The sequence below is a fragment of the Pseudomonas sp. FG43 genome (assembly GCF_057809175.1).
The window spans coordinates 45,749-63,745 of record NZ_JBMDJL010000018.1 but is presented as its reverse complement, the minus strand read 5'-3'; the positions used below and the strand labels follow the sequence as shown (position 1 = coordinate 63,745).

16 protein-coding genes are annotated in these 17,997 nt (G+C 58.6%); 1 reads left to right on the top strand and 15 read right to left on the bottom strand.

The window, feature by feature from the left end:
- Nucleotides 1-56: 56 nt before the first annotated feature.
- The 4 genes from treS to ACODS3_RS19750 form a co-directional block, all read right to left on the bottom strand.
- Nucleotides 57-2,117: a maltose alpha-D-glucosyltransferase gene (gene treS / locus ACODS3_RS19765; RefSeq protein WP_489035860.1), complete on the bottom strand. Its 2,061-nt coding sequence runs from the start codon at nucleotides 2,115-2,117 to the stop codon at nucleotides 57-59.
- A gap of 114 nt (nucleotides 2,118-2,231) precedes the next feature.
- Nucleotides 2,232-2,807, bottom strand: a complete 576-nt coding sequence (locus tag ACODS3_RS19760; RefSeq protein ID WP_236250141.1) for a LysR substrate-binding domain-containing protein — start codon at nucleotides 2,805-2,807, stop codon at nucleotides 2,232-2,234.
- Nucleotides 2,808-2,842: 35 nt separating this feature from the next.
- Nucleotides 2,843-3,103, bottom strand: a complete 261-nt coding sequence (locus ACODS3_RS19755) for a LysR family transcriptional regulator (protein ID WP_201017170.1) — start codon at nucleotides 3,101-3,103, stop codon at nucleotides 2,843-2,845.
- Between the two features lie 437 nt (nucleotides 3,104-3,540).
- Nucleotides 3,541-4,146, bottom strand: coding sequence for a DJ-1/PfpI family protein (locus tag ACODS3_RS19750; protein ID WP_025260303.1), 606 nt, complete (start codon nucleotides 4,144-4,146; stop codon nucleotides 3,541-3,543).
- Between the two features lie 97 nt (nucleotides 4,147-4,243).
- Here ACODS3_RS19750 and ftrA point away from each other — a divergent pair, with 97 nt between their 5' ends.
- Nucleotides 4,244-5,197, top strand: coding sequence for a transcriptional regulator FtrA (ftrA, locus tag ACODS3_RS19745; protein WP_201000731.1), 954 nt, complete (start codon nucleotides 4,244-4,246; stop codon nucleotides 5,195-5,197).
- Between the two features lie 12 nt (nucleotides 5,198-5,209).
- Here the strand turns inward: ftrA and ACODS3_RS19740 are convergent, their stop codons facing one another.
- From ACODS3_RS19740 to ACODS3_RS19690, 11 genes are all read right to left on the bottom strand, one after another.
- Complete coding sequence (locus ACODS3_RS19740; RefSeq protein WP_489035857.1) at nucleotides 5,210-6,352, bottom strand: serine hydrolase domain-containing protein; 1,143 nt, start codon at nucleotides 6,350-6,352, stop codon at nucleotides 5,210-5,212.
- Between the two features lie 6 nt (nucleotides 6,353-6,358).
- Nucleotides 6,359-7,510 carry an iron-containing alcohol dehydrogenase gene (locus ACODS3_RS19735; RefSeq protein ID WP_201017173.1) on the bottom strand — a complete coding sequence of 384 codons (1,152 nt, stop codon included), beginning with the start codon at nucleotides 7,508-7,510 and terminating at the stop codon, nucleotides 6,359-6,361.
- Between the two features lie 32 nt (nucleotides 7,511-7,542).
- The gene (locus ACODS3_RS19730; RefSeq protein WP_304575643.1) at nucleotides 7,543-8,187 is read right to left on the bottom strand and encodes a LysE family transporter; all 645 of its coding nucleotides are present in this window, start codon (nucleotides 8,185-8,187) and stop codon (nucleotides 7,543-7,545) included.
- A 40-nt stretch (nucleotides 8,188-8,227) separates the two neighbouring features.
- On the bottom strand, nucleotides 8,228-10,018 hold the full coding sequence (locus ACODS3_RS19725; protein WP_489035854.1) for an FAD/NAD(P)-binding protein: 1,791 nt from the start codon (nucleotides 10,016-10,018) through the stop codon (nucleotides 8,228-8,230).
- Nucleotides 10,019-10,023: 5 nt separating this feature from the next.
- Entirely contained in the window at nucleotides 10,024-12,033 is a 2,010-nt protein-coding gene (gene sbnB, locus ACODS3_RS19720; protein WP_489035852.1) for a 2,3-diaminopropionate biosynthesis protein SbnB, read from the bottom strand.
- A 10-nt stretch (nucleotides 12,034-12,043) separates the two neighbouring features.
- Complete coding sequence (locus tag ACODS3_RS19715) at nucleotides 12,044-13,360, bottom strand: SidA/IucD/PvdA family monooxygenase (RefSeq protein WP_201017177.1); 1,317 nt, start codon at nucleotides 13,358-13,360, stop codon at nucleotides 12,044-12,046.
- Between the two features lie 56 nt (nucleotides 13,361-13,416).
- A complete protein-coding gene (locus ACODS3_RS19710) occupies nucleotides 13,417-14,403 on the bottom strand; it encodes an ABC transporter substrate-binding protein (protein ID WP_236250134.1) in 987 nt (328 codons plus the stop codon).
- Nucleotides 14,400-15,542 (bottom strand): NAD(P)/FAD-dependent oxidoreductase, encoded by a 1,143-nt coding sequence (locus ACODS3_RS19705; protein WP_201017178.1) that lies wholly within the window; start codon nucleotides 15,540-15,542, stop codon nucleotides 14,400-14,402. The genes ACODS3_RS19710 and ACODS3_RS19705 overlap by 4 nt, the downstream gene beginning before the upstream one ends.
- 14 nt (nucleotides 15,543-15,556) lie before the next feature.
- Entirely contained in the window at nucleotides 15,557-17,056 is a 1,500-nt protein-coding gene (locus ACODS3_RS19700; RefSeq protein WP_489035849.1) for a methionine--tRNA ligase, read from the bottom strand.
- Nucleotides 17,049-17,441: a cupin domain-containing protein gene (locus tag ACODS3_RS19695; protein WP_201000750.1), complete on the bottom strand. Its 393-nt coding sequence runs from the start codon at nucleotides 17,439-17,441 to the stop codon at nucleotides 17,049-17,051. The genes ACODS3_RS19700 and ACODS3_RS19695 overlap by 8 nt, the downstream gene beginning before the upstream one ends.
- A 196-nt stretch (nucleotides 17,442-17,637) precedes the next feature.
- Nucleotides 17,638-17,997, bottom strand: a complete 360-nt coding sequence (locus ACODS3_RS19690) for a hypothetical protein (protein WP_489035847.1) — start codon at nucleotides 17,995-17,997, stop codon at nucleotides 17,638-17,640.

Genomic DNA, 17,997 nt, shown 5'->3' with positions numbered 1-17,997 from the left:
AATCACTCAAGCCTTCAGGCGTGAGTGATTATCGGGGAGCAGATGTCATGATTTCGTCAAGAAATGGTGCTGACCACGCGCAACGCCAGCCCTTCATAGGCATCGAGGGTAATGGTGAATTCGCCCTGTTGCGTCAGATCCCCTTCCACGCGCTCATTGATGATGTCCACCACCGGCCCCGGCGCGATATCCGGCAAGTGCAGGGTTTCGACAATGGTCTGTGCGCTGAAGTTGAGGGCCGTGATCTGCGTGCCTTTGCCGGCGGGCAACTCATGGACCATGACCAGCAGGCCGGGGTGCTCCACATCGGGAATCAATATCTGGCGACTGGCGGCAATATCATAGGCACGGCGTACCGCAAGTATCTTCTTGAGTTGCGAAGCAAACGAGTCCGGCTGCTGCAACTGGCTGATCAGGCTGCCGTACAAGGTTTTGGGACGGGGCATGTTGCCCGCGGAAAACTCAGCTTCGGGGTCGAGGTCCGCCAGATCGTAGGCCCCACGGTGAATCCAGCGGGTGTCGCCATCCTGCATCAGGTGCTGAACCTGCTCGGCGGGCAGCGGTAATGCACCGACCAGGTCCCACCCGGACAAGGCAAAAACCCCGGGCTGCATCGCGTTGTACATCACCAGCAACAAGTGAATGTGCTGGATCTGCTTGATGTCTGCCTCCTTGATCGTGTCGAGGTCACGAATCCCCAAGGCTGCAGTGATGATACTGGCCGTGGTGCAGGACACGCCGTTGGTGACGAACTTGAGGTTGTAGGGCGCATGCTCGCCCGCCAGATGCTCATACATCTCTTCGCGGATATGCTCGCGCAGGATGTTTCCGGGAAAGGTCTGACCTTGGTAGTGATAGGTGTCATGGGCATGCAAGGTCCAGAAATGCACCAGCTCCAGGGTCAGTTCATCATGATTCTGCAGGGCATGGATCAATGAAGCAGGGTCGATTCCGAATACATGCACCTGACGCAACATCAGGCGCAGGAACTCGGTTGTGCCGGTCAACAGCGCATGCTGATAGGCAGGCCGGGTGATGAAGTCGTAGGACAGATCGGCACCGCCATGGGACATGGCCGCAATATCGTCCAGAGTCAGGTTCAGTTCCTGAAAGCTGAAGCCGCCCGCCTTGCGGATTGCGCCGCCCAGCAACTGGTTGCCGGTAATCGACAGCGGGTGGCTTTCCGACCAGGCCGAGCCTTCAGCCTTGCGCTCCACACCCAGAAAGCCATTGGCATCCAGGCGCAGGATCCTCGCGCCCATGACGTCAATGGCATGCAGTGCGTCGCCAATGATCATCTGCTGCGCAGCAAAGCTTGGGTCCAGCCAGTTGAGCGATGGCTGGCCCTCCTTGAAGTAATGCAGGTAAACCCAGCGCCGGGCCTTACCATCCACGCCCTGAACCACGGCCGTGGCACTCCAGTCGGTTTCCTTGACACCCGGCTCGAAGAAAATGACGCGCTGCAATTGCCCGACGATGTAATGCTTGTCCCGAAGCTGATCGACCACCTCAGGCATCAGGTTGACCGCATCACGTCCAGCGGGCACGTCAGGCAACAGATGCCAGTCTTCCTCACGGATCTCGACCATATGGTAGAGGCCGGGATAATCCTCGTAAGCCATTTCCGCCAGCCGAAAATCCGCGCCCTTGCCGGTGTGTGACGGAATCACGTCATCAATGATGACGGCGTTGTGCGCGGCAGCGATGCGGCTGAGGTTCAGTAACTGGGCTTCGGTCCCCAGTTGCGGGTCGATGCCGAAACTGATCCGGTCAAAATTGCCGTCGATGCTGGGCGTAAGATTGCGGCCTTGCAGGCCACCGGAAAGTTTGAGCGGGCCGTTATGAATGCCCTGAATGCCGATTTCGGACAAGGAATGCCAAAGCGCTTCATCCCCCAATGCCTCCAGAACCGAGCCGCCTTCGCGGGTAATGATGGAAGCCGGATAGGCCGTGAACCAGACAGAGGCTATCGCCGAAGCATCCCTGGGACGAGCATGGGCGAAAGATCGCTGCCATAACCTGCCCTGCCCGCCATAGGATTTGGCACGCTGCCTTGCGGCATTGAGCATTGATTGTTCAACCAGCCAGTCCAGATACTGCTTGTCCGGTGTCGTCATAAGGTTCAGTCATCCACGTCCATTAGGGTGGCTCAAGACAGACCGCAAGCGCCCCGTCCCGAATTCATTACCTATGGGTATGAGCGCCAGCGATGGAAAACGTTGCATCCGGTTTTATGTGAGCAATCGCTTGGTCGGGATGATCGATGGCTTCTTCAATGTCTGCAGCACGGCATTGGCCGCATTGGACAATAGCGATGTGGGCCGTGCGACGACGCTGATATGACGCATGATCGTCAAGGGTAGCGGAACGGGCACAAGATTGCTGAAACGGCCGGCCAGCAAGGCGCTGGGCAGTATCGAAATGCAATGCCCCTTGGCAATCAGGTCCAGCAATGTTTCCAGGCAACTGAGCTCCCCGCGATGGCTGAGGCGCAACTGGGCCGAGGCAAGATGATTGTGCAGACGCTCAAGGCCTGGATGACGCCAGGCAACATAGCGCACGGTTTGCGAGAGTTCAGTGAAGCTGTGTACGGAAGGATGCCCGTTCCTGGCGCACACCAGCACGTAATAGTCGGACCAGTGATGATGCTCGATATAGTGCTCGCTCTGCACGGTGCTGGGCAGGATCAGGATATCGGCCAGTTCTTTTCTCAAGGGGTCCAGAGAGGGGTTTTGTTCGTTGCTGTGCACAACGCTCAAATGGATATCCGGGTAAATCCGGGCCAGAAAATCCAGCGACGTATCCAGGCTTGTTTCGAGAATGTGTGTGAAATAGTGGATTGTTACAGTACCGCTGGCCCTATTTTTTTTAGTTGTTCAAGCGTCGCCATGATACTGCCGAGGGTCTGGGTGATGACTTTTCCTTCCGGGGTCAGGGTGCAGCCTGTGCGGCTGCGGATGAACAGGCGCTTTTCGAAAAAATCCTCAACCTCCTTGATGGCGTAGCTGATATTGGACTGACTACAGCCCAGGATGGCCGCAGCCTCCGAGAAAGAACCATGCATTGCAACGGCTTGAACGACTTTGAAGAAGTGGGTTTTCATATTTCCTGCACTCTGGACGTGGCGATAGTGGGCGCGGGCCTGCAATTGAGCAGGTTGGTGAAGGGAATACAAGAAGCCCCGCAAACGCAATCCCGCAGCCTGCCGCAGGGCAACACAGAGGGATGTGTCAGACGGGGTAAAGCGACCGCTGCATTTTTCGAGAAAGGTGCGTTACGCACAAGCGCGTAACGAAATCAGTGATATTCCCTGCGCGGCTCAACGGCTGTGAGGCAGAGGGAATATCGGCACCGATGCTTCTGAAAAAACAGGAAAAAACGCAATGACAGGATGGCCCAGGGTTTGTACGAAAACTCGGCGAGCGACGCTCAGGCAAGGCGAAAACAGGCGAGGAAGCGGAGTTTACGTGTTGTAAATGAGCATTCCGAGCCTGTTTTCAACGCAGCATGAGCGACGCGCAGCCAGTTTGCGTGCGAAGCCTAGTCGTTTTCGGTCCAGTCGAAGTCTAGTTGCAGAGCGGTGCGTTCCGCCAGTTCGCGGCTGTGCAAGCGTTCAACCAGGTGCAGGCTCATGTCGATACCGGCGGAAATGCCCGCCGAGGTCACGAAGGAACCTTCATCGACCCAGCGCAGAGTGCTCAGTACATCGATGGAGGGGAACATTTCCTTGAGGTCGGCGATGTCTTCCCAGTGAGTGGTGACTTGCTTACCCGCCAGCTTGCCGGTCTTGGCCAGCAAGAAAGCGCCGGTGCAGACGGCAGCAACCACACGGCCGGGCACGGACTGATCACTGATCCAGTGGATGACATCCGGTTTTTCCAGTTCGGCGTTTACAACGCCACCCGGTACAATCAGGCAATCCATGGCCGGATGATCGTGGATCGAATAGTCCGGGTCGACCTTCAGGCCGGCCCTGGCGCGTACCGAAGCGGTGCTTCGGCCAATGGTGAATACATTGAACAATGGCCGTTCGTCGCGGCTTTTGCGTGCATGCATGCGCGTTGCAGTGGTGAACACTTCATAGGGCCCTGCGAAGTCCAGGACTTCGACATCGTCATAGACGTAGATACCGATATTGAGTGACATGAAGGGGCTCCAGAGTACTTGGTGACAGCCGTCAGATTACCCAGTAGCATCACACCGAACTACTGTCGGTAATGCCAATATCCGGTAACATCGCGCCATGAAAAATCATCTCGTCGTTGCCCTCATCTACAACCAGCTCTGCACCTTCGAATTTGGTTGCACGGTGGAAGTCTTCGCCCTGAAAAGGCCCGAGCTAGGCGTAAGCTGGTATGAGTTCGCCACATTCCCGGTAGATGACGGCCCGATCACAGCGGCGGGCGGCATTACCATCGTCCCAACGCCCGGTGATGTGCTGCTGGAAAACGCCGACACCATCATCGTCCCCGGCTGGCGCGGGGTGGAATCCGCCATTCCTCAACGACTTATCGAACAGCTTCAGGCAGCCCATGCACGCGGGGCGCGCATCTGCTCTATCTGCACCGGCGCCTTTGTGCTGGCAGCGGCCGGTCTGCTCGATGGGCACAAGGTAACCACTCACTGGCGTTACACCGATCTGTTGGCCACCATGTATCCGGGCCTGACCATCCAGCCCAATGAGTTGTATGTCGATCAAGGCAATATCGTGACTGCTGCCGGGTCTGCAGCAGGCCTGGACATGATGCTGCATCTGGTGCGTAACGATCACGGCTCGCGTGTTGCCAATATGGTGGCGCAACGCATGGTGATCCCGCCCCATCGCGAAGGCGGACAATCGCAATATGCTTCCCGGCAACTGGTCGCGGCCAACGATGGGCCGATCTCCAACCTGATGGACTGGATCCGCAGCGACTTGCAGCGCCCGCACACCATCAAGGAAATGGCCTCCCGCGCCGCCGTCAGTACCCGCACCCTGCACCGCAGTTTCATGGAAAGCACCGGCCTGACGCCTTATGACTGGCTGCTCGGTGAACGAATCGCCTACGCCAAGGAATTGCTGGAATCCTCGCGACTGCGCCTTAACGAGGTAGTGGACCGGGCAGGCTTTGGTTCGGAAGAGTCTTTCCGTCGGCACTTCCGCAATCTGGTGGGCATCAGCCCCAGCAGTTACCGCAAGCAGTTTGCCAGGGCTTGATACTGGCCGGTTCTAGCCGTAGATGGCCTCGACCAGCCCATCGGCAAATGCACCCCATGCCCCGGCCACGGCGGTATTGGTCAGAGCAACCATGCTGATCCCGGCCTGCGGATCGACCCAGTAATGGCATCCATATAAACCACACCACGACCAGGTACCCGCGCCCTGGGGATGCCGAGCCAGTTCAGGATCAGCAAGAACCACCGGACCAAGCCCGAACTTCCAGCCTGCTCCCCTGCCCGCCAGCCCGATATCACCAATGGCATTGCCCAACAGGCTGGCGGTACTGGCAGCGCTCAATACCGGTGAACCGCCCAGCCTCAGGCACTCCAGCAGACGCAGATAGTCATCAGCCGAGCCCAGCATGCCCGCGCCCCCCGAAGCATAAGCCTCAAGCTCATAAGCCCGACTCGACGACAGCCAGGCATGCCCGCTGTCGAGCACCAGCACATCATGGCGGCCCACCCGCTCCGGGCCACAAACTCCGTCCTTGTAGGCGCTGGACAGCGGTTGATCGCCATCGGGACTGAAACCTGTCGCACTCATGCCCAAGGGCTCCGTCACCCAGCGAGCAACCGCTTGGGGCAACGCAAGGCCGGTAGCCTGCTCGATAACCGCACCCACCACATCCGTAGCCAACGAATAACCCCAGCCAGTCCCCGGCTCGAACAACAGAGGCACACTGGCCAGACGTTGCAGGTTTTGCTGCAGGCCCATGGCGACAAGATCCAGCCCGTCCGACACTCCGGCCAAGGCATAGGCATTCCCCGGGGGTTGCTCAAAGCCATAGCTCAAGCCCGAGGTGTGGGACAGCAAGTGCCGTAAGGTGATAAACGGCTCGCGACCATCCGCCAGTTGCGGGCGAAAGTCCTTGAGCCAGGCTGTCACCGGAGCCTCCAGTGACAATACCCCCAGCTCACAGAGACGCAAGGCCGTGACCGAAGTCAGCAACTTGGTCAGCGAAGCCAGGCGGAACCGGGTATCGCGCCGGGCCGCTATGCGGCTCTCACGATCCGCCCAGCCACGAGCGGATGTGTAGCGAATCTCGCCTTCCTGAGCCACCAGCAGCACACCGCCGACAATCGAGCCCTGATCCACAAACCCATGCCAGACCTCGGCCAGACGCTCGATAACCCGCGCATCGATAGACGCCATGAGCTACTACCCTCTGACTGCATGGCTGAATATCTGCGCATAGACCTGCGCCGAGTGGCGGATCGGATTGGTGTGCGAGCAGCCATCGGCAAATGCCATGCGCCCCACCAGCTCTGCATCACGTTCATCGATGCCAATTGCACCCAGCATGTGAGGAATACCGATCTGCTCGCGCAGTTGCAGCACCCACTCCATGACCCCCGTGAAACCCGGCACAGGCAAACGCAGGTAAACCGCCAGGTCATCCATCTGCGTGGTCAGGGCTGACTCGTTGGCTTGCAGCACATAGGGCAACAAAATGGCATTCAACAAACCATGGTGAAGGTCATACAAGGCACCCAGACTCTGGGCGATGGCATGCACGCCACCCAGCCCGCGCTGAAAGGCGGCGGCGCCCAGGCTTGAAGCCACCAGCATTTGCTGGCGAGCCTCAAGATCGTGACCGTCCTCCACGACTCTGGGCAAGTGGACCTTGATCAGTTGCATACCCTTGACTGCCACCGCCTCGGCCATCGGGTGATAAACCGGCGAACAATAGGCTTCCATGCAGTGAGTCAGGGCATCGGCACCGGTGGCTGCGGTCAGGTGCGTGGGCAAATCCAGCGTCAGGTTGGCATCCAGAATGGCAATGCGCGGCATCATGCGGATATGCAGGATGGTGCGTTTGACCCGCGCTTCTTCATCGGTAATCACCGAGGCTCGCCCGACTTCAGAGCCCGTGCCCGCCGTGGTGGGCAAGGCAATGACAGGGGCAATCCCCAGTGGATCGGCCCGCAAATGGTTCTGGCCGATATCCTCGAAATCCCAGAGCGGGCGGCTCTGGCCCGACATCAGCGCCACGGCCTTGGCCGCATCCAGCGCCGAGCCGCCGCCAAAGGCAATGACACCGTCATGACCACCGGTTTTATAAGCCTCCAGCCCATTGGCGACATTATCGCCAGTGGGATTACCCTTGACCTGATCGAACAGGCCGCAGTGACCCAGCGCTTTGCGGCAATCGGCCAAGGCGCTGTGAATCATGTCGGTACTGCCCAGAAACGTGTCGGTAATCAACAACGGACGTTTGATCCCTGTGACGCGACAAGCCTCGGCCAACTCGCTGACACGCCCTGCCCCCACTCGAATCGAAGTGGGATAGTTCCAGTCGTTAGTGTGCATGTGTCTATTCCTTTATTGAGGCGAACGTTGTTTCAGCCAATAAAACCGGCAGGCAATAAACCCATCAGCAGTCGCAGACCGAAAATGATCATGAACAGCCCGGTAATGATGTCGATGGCCTTCTTCATACGCTGATAACGCGCTTGAACAGCCGGAATGGAAAACAGCGTCGCCAACAGGACAAACCAGGAAATAGCCAGAATCGCGATGATCGAAACTCCGGCGGTACGCACCCACATCGGCATACCTGGCGTGGTGACCGTAGTGAATACACTGGTGTAGAAAGCCAGCGCCTTGGGGTTGGTCATATTGGTCAGCAACCCGAAGCGATAGGCGCGGCCCAGGCTGCCGATCCCCAAGGCCTGGATATCACGCGGCCTGGGCTGGCTGCCCGCGCTGCGCAGGCTTTTGCTGCCCAGCCAGGTCAGGTAAGTGCCGCCGAGCAATTGCAGGGCCGGTTGCAACCAGGGCAATTGTTGAAAGATAAGCCCAAGACTGGTGGCCGCCAGCAATGCCCAGATAATACTTCCCGAAGCCACACCCAACCCGGCGCAAATACCTTGTTGTCGCGACTGACTAAAGGAAAGTTGGGTAATAACCAGAAAGTTGGGGCCAGGGCTGATAATCAAAACAATGAAAGCACCGGCGAGCGCGGTCAACAAAGTGATCTCGTACATGGAGATTTATCCTGTTCAATTCAATAAGTAATGTTGCTGATTACGGATGAGTTACGGTTGAAGCCTTTATGCCCAGGACACCCACACAGGACTCAACGGCCAATCGCGCCTCAATGAGTGCGCGGCAGGTCGGGTCCGGCGTGGGAACGTAATGGTTGTAGAAGGTGCAGCCCTCGACGGCAGGCCCCAAGACCCAGAGCCGTTCCTGTACCGAACCATCGGCGCTCAGCGCACGACCGACACTGTCCGTCTCGATGCCATCGGCGGGATATGCATGGGCGGCGCGGACCAGCCCCTGGCGCTGCAAGTCACCCATAAGCCCCCTATCGTTGCGCGACAGACCGCTATGGGGGACGCGAGCATTGATCACCCTGTCGAACTCGATACCTGCGCAACCCGCATCGTTCATTGGCGGCAATACCGTGACCACACCGGCGTCCATCAAGGCCAGCAGGTCTTCGTAACGCTCTTTTTGCGGCCCGCCGACCAGACGGTTTGAAAGCCCGGCCCAGGTGCCATAGAACTCAAGAGTAGAGCGCTCCGTCAGCCCGTTGCGATCCACCAGCATTCGCAACAGGTCGCGGTAGTCGCGCCAGACCTCCAGCGCCTGCTTCACCGGGCTCTGCGCAGTACCTCGGCGACTGAGCGCAAGATCATGCTCGACCCACTCGCGATACCACTGGTTGTAATCACTGCTCTGCCCCGTCCAGCGGCGGGTTGGCAACCATTGAGCCGGCTCGAACTCACCCCACTCTCCGGCCAGGCGAGCAAACAGCATTTCCCGAACATCGGCTTCCTTCGCGGCCCGCAATCCTTGTTGAACAGACAACAGTTGTTCAGGTGCTTCAAGCCGAACCCTGGCCTGATAGAACACCGCACGCATTTCGTCCTCGATCAGCGGCAGGATGTCCCGCTCGAAATCCAGTTGCCCGGTCATGCTCTGCTGCCGCAAAGCCTCGATGGCAGGGGCAGTGAAAAACAACCTGGGCAATGCCGCCCCGCTGGCCGGGCTCCATTGCGGCCGGGCATGGAACGCCAGTCCCGAACGGGAAAACAGGTAGATCTGCGGCTCGCGCCCGGATGGCAGGTAACGCCATCCTGCAAAACCATCGTCGCGTTCATAGCGCCCGCCTCGCCCCTGAGTCAGCGCGGCAACAGTGTCCATGGCGGTCAGTCCAAGGCCTTCAATGGCGACCCGCTCGCCAATTACCAGTTCTGCCCGTGCTTCAGGCACATGCCCGCTGGTGAGAAACACCGCTTCGGTGGTGAACTGTCGGCCATTGGCGGCTTTCAAGTGAAAGCCAGGCGCATCCGGCAATGGCTGGCAAGCGATCACCTCTTGCGGGTAATGACACACCTGAACATTGGCAGGACATTGCTCCAGCAGAAACCGGTAACAGTCCTGTAGATAGCGGCCCAGCAACTTGCGCGGCACGAAATCGCCAAACCCGACGGGGCGACCCTGCTCGTTATCACAGGTATGACCACGCTCATCCAGACGCACACCGTGGGCTGTACACCATTGCAGGAATGTCATGCCCGCCGGCTCACAAGCGGGAAAGGCACTGGAAAACGCCGAAAGCTGCCCGGCCATGGTGTTGAGCATCAGGTAGTCCGGTTGCTCGGCCAGGTGCAGGCCGCTGCCGGGCGCTTGCGGGTCTGAAACCTCGATCACCCAGCATTGGCTCTGGTCCTGACGCGCCATGCCGATCAACTGCTCCAGAATGCTCAACCCTCTGGAGCCCATACCGATAATGGCGACCTTGCGTGCTTCAGGTTCGGCAACAGGTATGGATTCATCAAGGAAACGCTCGATGGAAAGAGTCTGCATAGCCATCACCACCGATTCGATTCAAAAAAGAACCGGGGCACGGACAGCGCCGTGCAGTCTGTGATTGCCTGCTGATAAACCCGCTGCCCCACGGCCAGATCCAGCACGCCGAGCCCGAAAGGCGAAAAGATCGTCGCCCTGTCCGGCTTCAGTTCGATCTGGCCCAGCATCAGTTGCGCCAGGGTGCCGGTGATGAACGAGCGATCCTGATACTGCTGCACCGCAAGGTCTGGCGAAGTCTGGGCCTTGAGACAATGCTCCACGTCATCGAGGATATTGTTGGAGCGGGCAATGACCTTTGGCCCAAGATCACGCAACGAAATATTGAGGATGACCTGCTCGGGACGGAACGGGTAATCGTCCACGTACGGGCTCGGTGCCGTTGTCGCAAACACCACCACATCGGCCTGCAGACTGCTTTCCAGGTCCGCAGGGTGGCTGGTCAGTTGATGGCGGGTCGAAGCATGCTCGATCAGGGCCAGGGCCGATTCGACGTGCTTGTCGAACACACTGACTTCATCCATCGCCCAGCCATCGCTGACGAACATGTCCAGAATCGTGCGGGCAATGAACCCCGCGCCGATAAAGGCGATTCGACGGACATTGCGTTGCTGGCGGTTCAACCAGCGCGCGCCCAGCACTGCCGAGGCCGCAGTCCGCATGGCGCTGATGCGCGAAGCCTCCAGGCACGCGAAGGCATAGCCGGTCAGCGGGTCGTTGAGGATCAGGACCGCCGAGGCACGCTGCAAACCCGAGTCGATATTGCCGGGAAAGCTGGAAATCCACTTGATGCCACTCACAGGCTGTTCACCTGAAAGGCTGGCCGGCAACGCGATGATGCGATTGGCCGGGGCCTGGGGAAAGCGCAGGAAGTAACTGTCAGGATTGATGGAGCGCCCCGCTTCATGCTCCAGATACGCACGCTGCACATCATCGATGCAGGCTTGCGGGTCGGCAGACAGAATCCGAGCCACTGCTTCGCCATCCACCACATGAAACGGCGTCTGGCGCAGGCGCTCAGCCGCCAGATAAGTGGTCCACTCGGGCACGACCGGCATGTCCGCCAGGGTCATGTTCAGCACTTCGCTGCCAAAACGCTGCTCGACCCATTGATCGTCGTAGATCGTGTCCAGATAGCGCTCGCCCCAGTCCGGCGATAACGCCACCACAACGGAGCCGGGTTCGATGCGCTCGCGCCAGGCATGCACGGCAGCCACCACCGTGGCGGTTGAACCACCAACCAGCAAGCCTTTGCTGCGCGCCAGCACTCGGCACATGGCTACGGTGCGTGATTCCGGCACCATTTCCAGAGCATGGATGCCTTCGGCATTGAAGATCGGCGGGCGCTGGCTGGTACCCAGCCCGGGAATGAAACGCCGACTGGCCGGTGTGTTGAAAGTCACCGAGCCAACGCTGTCTACGGCAATGATCTTTGTCGTCGGGTGATGACGCTGAAAATACTGCACGCAGCCCATCAGGGTGCCCGTGGTGCCAGCGCCCACGAACAGGTAATCCACATGCCCGAAATGTCGGCCGATCGAACGTGCCGTCGTACGCGCATGGGCGCGGGGGTTGGCCGAGTTTTCATACTGGTTGAGCCAGACATAGCGCGAGTCGCAGCTGACCTTGTCGCGGATCAGGGCGATGCGCGTCCCCAGAAAACCGCCATTGGCGTCCGGCGTATCGACCTGGATCACCTCGGCGCCATAAGTACGCATCATGCGGATGTTGTGATTGGAGCTGTTGGGGTCGACCACACAGGTAAACCTGATGGAGCGCTCGGCGCAGATCATCGCCAGGGCAACCCCGAGGTTGCCGGATGAAGACTCGATGAGAATGGTGTCCGGACCAATCAGGCCACGGGCTTGCAGGTCATCCACCAGGCCGACGGCAGTCTTGAGCTTGATGGAGCCGGCCGGGTTGAGCGATTCCATTTTCAGGAAAAATTCATGCCCCAGCCCCGCTACCTTGAGAAAGGTCTGGTCGTGAACGATATCGCAGATATTGTCGTACATGAGGGTCACTTCACTGTGTCAGGAGCGGAGCATCGGCCGGGGTATTGAGGGTTTGCCCAAGGGCATTGGCGATGCGCTCGGCCCGCAATGCCATCAAGGAAAACGACTGGCTGTCGCTGATGCCGTGGGTCCGCTCGGAAAGGCCGTTGACCCAGACGCTCACGTCGCACTCGCCCTGAGTGGCGACGTTGTAATCCCTGTCGATGATCAGGCCGCCATCCAGGTCAGCCTTGAGCCACGGTTGCAGGTTGCTCAACAAGGGTGGAACCAGATACTGCTGGTAGCCCGTGCCAAGCACGACCACATCCACTTCCAGAATTTCGGTGCGATGGCTGAAGGTATCGGTCAACGCCACGCGATAACCCTGGTCGATCTGCTCGATGTGGGAAACGACCCGGTAGCCATAGGTCTTCAGCCGTTTGCGACCTGCGATGGAGTCTTCGTAGATCATCGAGAACAGCTTCTGGCTCTCGTCCGGATCGATGCCGGCGTAGTTGGTCGAACGGCTCCAGTCGAGGAATCGATGGCGCGCGGCATGGTTCAGGCTATGGAAGTAATCGACATGATCCGGCGCGAAAACCCGGTTGGGGAACTGGCCCAGTTGGGTCAGCTTGAAACCTGCGGAGCGATGGACCGAATGCACCTCAATGCCGCTGTCACGCCCGACCAGTTCCAGCACCGACTCACTGGCGCTCTGCCCGGAGCCCAGTACCAGCCAGCGCTTGGGCAGCTTGTCGCCAAAAGCCTTTAGGCGCGTCAGGAATTGCGAGGTGTGGAACAGGGTTGGGCCGAGCAGCGTCTGGAACTCGACCGGAATCCTTGGCTCGCTGCCGCTGGAGAGCACGATATTGCGCGTGTTGAAACTGGCATCCGGGGTCTTGACCTGAACTTCGCACAAGCGACCGTCACGGATCACCGGCAGGATTTCAGTGACTGGCGCATTGAAACGGGTGTGACTGTCGACTTGCCGGGAAACCCAGGCGACATAGTCCGACCACTCATGACGACTGGCAGGACGCCCCAGCAGCCCGAAGTCAAACATGCGCCCCTGGCTTTTCAGGTACATGGCGAACGAAAAGCGGCTGCGGGGATTGCGCGGCGTTACCAGATCACGGAAAACATGGTGATTGATATCGGCCCCGGCCAGCAGAAGTTCGCGATGCCATTGAGTATCCTGCGCGGCCTCAAGATAACGAACTGTCAGGTGAGACAGCGGATCATCAACTTCCCGTGCATCTTCGAACACACAGGAAAGTGCAATACCCGCAGGCCCGAAACCAATACAGACCGCATCGGTATTAAACGTGTGTGGTGCTAAGTTACCCATTAAATAACCATCCTTAGAACTGGAGTAAATGGCAGTAAGCAGATAGACGTGTTGCGTTATTCGGTAACGGGAGCGAGCCCTCTCTCGCCCAGTTTCCAGACACTGTTGAACGCCCCCCTGCACTCGCCCTGATCAAAGCTGACGATGCCCAGCGGGGTGTTGAAAGTTGTGTTGCTCAATGCCGACAGCAGCTCGGCCTTGCGCCAGTTGCTGTTGGCCAATACCGCCAGCACGTAAAACATCAACAGGCTTTCGCGGTAATAGGTTTCAGGCATTGCGCCGTATAACCGTTGATGAAGAGCCGTTGCATGACATGAAGAGGCTCCCGACTCTTCGTCCATGCCGGCTACACCGAAACCGATGACATAGGTGTCACGATCATTGGCAAGGGCATTGCCCAGATAAGGCGATGCGGCATCGTCGGTCAGTACCAGAGGTCGCGTGCTGCCGGACCGACGTCGTGCAAGCCAGTGCTCGCGGCTGGCCTGCAAGCGCCCGGCGAACACTTCCACCTGCGCCTGCCCCGGCTCGCTGACCTGATGCAAGCCCGCCTGTTTCGCCGCCTCGGCGATGGCCCTGGCCAATGCCTGGCCGTGGGCGCTGCCGTCAGCGCCAATATGCAGCACATTCCATTGGCGAGTTTTCAGCCAGGCCAGCAGATCGTTGGCCAACTGTCGATCCGACGGGCAAAAGCGAAAGACGTTGTCGTGCTCAAGCGTCAGGCAGTCAATGGTCGCGGCAGGTGTCAGCAAGGCGATGCCCGCCTGCCGATAGAGTGCCGCAGCGCTCACTGCCGCATCGGAAGAGAAATGCCCGACGACCAGATCGACCTCCCGATCGATCATCTGCCGCGCTACTTCCGCACCACGCGCTGCATTGGCGCCATCATCGAGAAAGCGCCATTCCACCTGGCCCAGCCCGGCAATGAAGTTTCGCGCCACAGCCAGGGCCCGCAGAAAGGTTCGGGCATGAGGCGTGTCACTGGGGTCGAACAAGGCACTGACGCCAACCCGCAGAACGCGGGACTTCTGCAAATGCATCATGGCTGCACACCCGGGTCGCCAGAGCCAGCCTGAATGCGTGCCGGTGACAGAGCCGACCATTCGCCGCTCAGTTCCTGCCCCGCCAGATGGCTGCGCAACTGGTCGAACGCAATCTGTGCAATTCCGGGCGCAAGCTTGAAACCAAGCCCGGACATGCCGGTGGCCATGAAAACGGGGCTGTGCTCATCGCAAAATCCAACCAGCGGCCTGCCATCGGCACTGTAGCTGTCAAAACCCGGCAGCACGTCCAGCACGCTGATCAGGCCGCTGGATGCAGACAGCTGCTGCACACGCTGGCTGGCATCCAGGGCATGCCGCTCGTCAGGGCGGGCCAGAGTCTCCGGCCAGGCACCGCTGTCTCGCAAGCCGCAGCCGGTCTGAACGATATTGCGGGTCAGGGGAATCCCGTAAGTCTGGGTGACGGCATCGATAACCGGCATGAACCAGGTGCTTTCAGTCATCACCCTTGCCAGGGGGATAGAACGGGTTTCAAGCCCGAAATCCGTTCCTGGCAGCAGATGCTGGCTCCAGGCACCGGCGGCAACGACCACTGCCCGGCAACGCAAGGTGGCACTGCCCAGTTCGATGCGAACATCATGACTGGAGCGACAATCGATGGACTTGACCTCGCAGTGCTCCAGCAATAACCCGTACTGGCGGACCACATTGCTCAACAGGGCCACGGCCTGACGCACATTGCCCACGCTGGCCCTAGGCTCGAACAGATTGACCCGCGCGTCCTTGTGGCAGTGCGGATAATGCACGCCATCGAGTTCGTGGGTGCCGACCAGATGCATCGGGTAACGCACTTTGGCGTGTTGCCTGATCGCGCTCCAGATGTCCTCCAGTTGATCCGGTGCGGCACGATAAATCATGCCGGTGCGGCGCAATGCACTGGAGTAAGTGGTGGCGAAAACGCCCTCATCCATCAAGCCAATGGAATACGCTGCCAGTTCCATCAACAGCGGGTCGGTGTCGTATAAACGCACCAGCCCGCCGGAATAACCGCTGGCCCCAAGGGCGCCTGCTGCGCCCTTGTCGATCAGCGCCACGGAAATACCCGTACTGCTCAGTTTCGCGGCAATGCTGGCGCCCACGATGCCAGCGCCAATCACCGCAATTTCATAATCGATGAACATCGAGATGTTCCTGCTCAGATAGAGTATTCAGCGGCCGAACCGGACATGACTGTGGCGTTTACCCGTGTCTCGGGCAGCCCGAATGCCGTGACGATGCGCGCTGACATCTCCGGGATCAGCGATTTGCCGATCACTGCCAGGAACGCCGCCAGGTGAATCACCGTGCGCCCTTCGGCAAGGCGCGTAGCAGTAATGGCGATCACATCCAGCAGTACCTGAGCCATACCCTTCATCGAGAAGTGTTCGGGGTCCGAAGCCTTGATCCATTGCAGACGCAGCGCTTCCAGCAAAGCGGCATCCTGGCCGCAGACTCCACTCCACCAGCAGTCATCGCAGCGTTGCCCGGCCTCCAGCAAGGCCGGGAAAAATTCGTTGAATACCCTCTGCCGCCATTGCAGAAAGTGCTCCAGGCGGAAATCGCCTTCGCTTTCTTCAGGGGCGATGCTGGCCAGATACAGGCGTGCGCTGTCCGCACAGGCCTCACGGGCAAGATCACCGACCCAGATGGCATGGTTGCGGCTGGTGGACAGGTTCAGGCCATCAAGCTTGAGAAACTGGTTAGGCATGAAGCGCTGGTTGACCTTGATGTCATCGAGGGCCGACAACTGCGCCGGGTAAACGATGGCGTGGCTGAATACACAGTCAAACCCCAGGAAATGCACCAGCGTTCCCTGCCCCGACTGCCAGTACTGACGGAACAGTTCGGGACGCCCGGCCTGATCGGCATGCTCGCGAAAAGCCGCCATGTAACCGGCCAGCCCCATGAACCAGGTATGCACCCGACAGGCCCCATCGGCTTCAAGATCCAGCCCGCCATCCTCAGGGCGCGTAACGCCCCAGTCATGCAGGTTTTCAACGGTGTCGCGCAGCCAGTTATCCAGCGGTTTTCGCCATTTGCGGGCAAACAGCCTGTCGCGCAAGACCGGCTTGAACGCCGCCAGCTTCATGAAGGCACGGTGGGTGGATTTCCACTGCGACGGCTGCTTGCACAGCTTGCAGTGCAGATCCGTCATCAGCTCGGCATCAGGCGCCTGTGCGCAGTTCTCGCACTGACTGGCATCGGACTCGGACCCGCAATAGTTGCAATTGCCTCTGGCAAAGGCCTCATAGCCCCATACCCGACAGTCCGGACAATACGGTTCCTCGGCATCGCGAAACTCGATAAAGCCGGACTTGCGGACCTTGCCGAAGACTTCGCAAACCGCCTGCTCGAACCAAGGGTTCTGGTAAGGACGCATCCAGTTGTCAGGCTTGATGTTGATAGCGGCCAGCGACGCTTCAATGCGGTCCGAATTGCGATTGGCCAGTTCGACCGGGTCGACTCCCAGCTCCATGCCCTTGCGCAGCATGTAGGACTGATAATCGTCAGAGTAGGAAACCAGTACGCAGTCATGCCCGCGCTGGCGCTGGACACGGGTGAAAACATCAGCCGCCAGGAACGGTCCGGCGATATGGCCGATGTGCAGATCACCGTTGGGCGTGGGCGGAGTGATGGTCACGATGAACTTAGTCATTGAGACACCCCGTCGTTTCATTGTGCTGTTCGACAAAGGCATTCACGTAGTTCATGTCCCACCAGACCACGTAGAAATGAAAGTCCTCATCGGAATCATTGATGACGTAGTGATTGGTGTGTTTGGGGATCGCCGCAATATCGCCCACGGCAAACTCCATTTCCCGCTCACCCACGACCAGCCTGGAACGCCCCTTGATGGCGATGAAGATTTCCTGATCGATCTGGGTATGAGCCTCACTGCTGGTGCCGGGGCGCACAACGCACCAGCCACCGGCAAACGGCATCGGATAACCATCCCATGGCAGCAGACGGCTGCCATCGAGCCCGTACTCATGAACCAGGGCGTCGAAGTTGGTTTTACGGTGAATATCGAACTTTTCCATGCTCAAACCCGTGCGTTGTAGATGGGTAAAGCATGAATTTGGTGAAAAACGTTGGCTATCGGATTACTGGATAAGTCAGGCGGGTAGAATCGATTTTTTGGATGGGTATATATAAGGCTTCAACCTGCGCTGAAGCACATTTGCCTTAGTAAGATTTCTTACGGCAGTGCAGGCATTTGATTCAAAGTATTTCATTTCAAATGAAAAACACCGTTATGACAGGCGTTACAAGGCATTGGCGCGCAAGGGGCGAACAATGATAATCACTATCATTGTTGCTGATAATTGAATGTATCAAAGCGGTGTTACCGTTGCAGGCGATGAACGAACATGTGGAAAGCCTGCGAAACCGCATCGCAGGCCTGAATACCTGCTCCACTTCATCAGTCCTTTGGTTAGATCTTTTTAAGCCATCCCACGTGAGTGCGATGGCTTTTTTTTTGATTTGAATTATCGCCCGTGCTGATCGGGCAATCGGCAGTAACAACTTTCGACTTGATGAATAACCTGTTTGCGCTAGTTTTTTGAGCGTTTTCTCACGGCCAAAGACAGGCAT

Excerpts from the sequence above, each read along its gene's own strand:
- treS (WP_489035860.1), bottom strand. The coding sequence starts at position 2,117 with ATGACGACACCGGACAAGCAGTATCTGGACTGGCTGGTTGAACAATCA.
- ACODS3_RS19755 (WP_201017170.1), bottom strand. The coding sequence starts at position 3,103 with ATGAAAACCCACTTCTTCAAAGTCGTTCAAGCCGTTGCAATGCATGGT.
- ACODS3_RS19750 (WP_025260303.1), bottom strand. The coding sequence starts at position 4,146 with ATGTCACTCAATATCGGTATCTACGTCTATGACGATGTCGAAGTCCTG.
- ftrA (WP_201000731.1), top strand. The coding sequence starts at position 4,244 with ATGAAAAATCATCTCGTCGTTGCCCTCATCTACAACCAGCTCTGCACC.
- ACODS3_RS19740 (WP_489035857.1), bottom strand. The coding sequence starts at position 6,352 with ATGGCGTCTATCGATGCGCGGGTTATCGAGCGTCTGGCCGAGGTCTGG.
- ACODS3_RS19735 (WP_201017173.1), bottom strand. The coding sequence starts at position 7,510 with ATGCACACTAACGACTGGAACTATCCCACTTCGATTCGAGTGGGGGCA.
- ACODS3_RS19730 (WP_304575643.1), bottom strand. The coding sequence starts at position 8,187 with ATGTACGAGATCACTTTGTTGACCGCGCTCGCCGGTGCTTTCATTGTT.
- ACODS3_RS19725 (WP_489035854.1), bottom strand. The coding sequence starts at position 10,018 with ATGCAGACTCTTTCCATCGAGCGTTTCCTTGATGAATCCATACCTGTT.
- sbnB (WP_489035852.1), bottom strand. The coding sequence starts at position 12,033 with ATGTACGACAATATCTGCGATATCGTTCACGACCAGACCTTTCTCAAG.
- ACODS3_RS19715 (WP_201017177.1), bottom strand. The coding sequence starts at position 13,360 with ATGGGTAACTTAGCACCACACACGTTTAATACCGATGCGGTCTGTATT.
- ACODS3_RS19710 (WP_236250134.1), bottom strand. The coding sequence starts at position 14,403 with ATGATGCATTTGCAGAAGTCCCGCGTTCTGCGGGTTGGCGTCAGTGCC.
- ACODS3_RS19705 (WP_201017178.1), bottom strand. The coding sequence starts at position 15,542 with ATGTTCATCGATTATGAAATTGCGGTGATTGGCGCTGGCATCGTGGGC.
- ACODS3_RS19700 (WP_489035849.1), bottom strand. The coding sequence starts at position 17,056 with ATGACTAAGTTCATCGTGACCATCACTCCGCCCACGCCCAACGGTGAT.
- ACODS3_RS19695 (WP_201000750.1), bottom strand. The coding sequence starts at position 17,441 with ATGGAAAAGTTCGATATTCACCGTAAAACCAACTTCGACGCCCTGGTT.
- ACODS3_RS19690 (WP_489035847.1), bottom strand. The coding sequence starts at position 17,997 with ATGCCTGTCTTTGGCCGTGAGAAAACGCTCAAAAAACTAGCGCAAACA.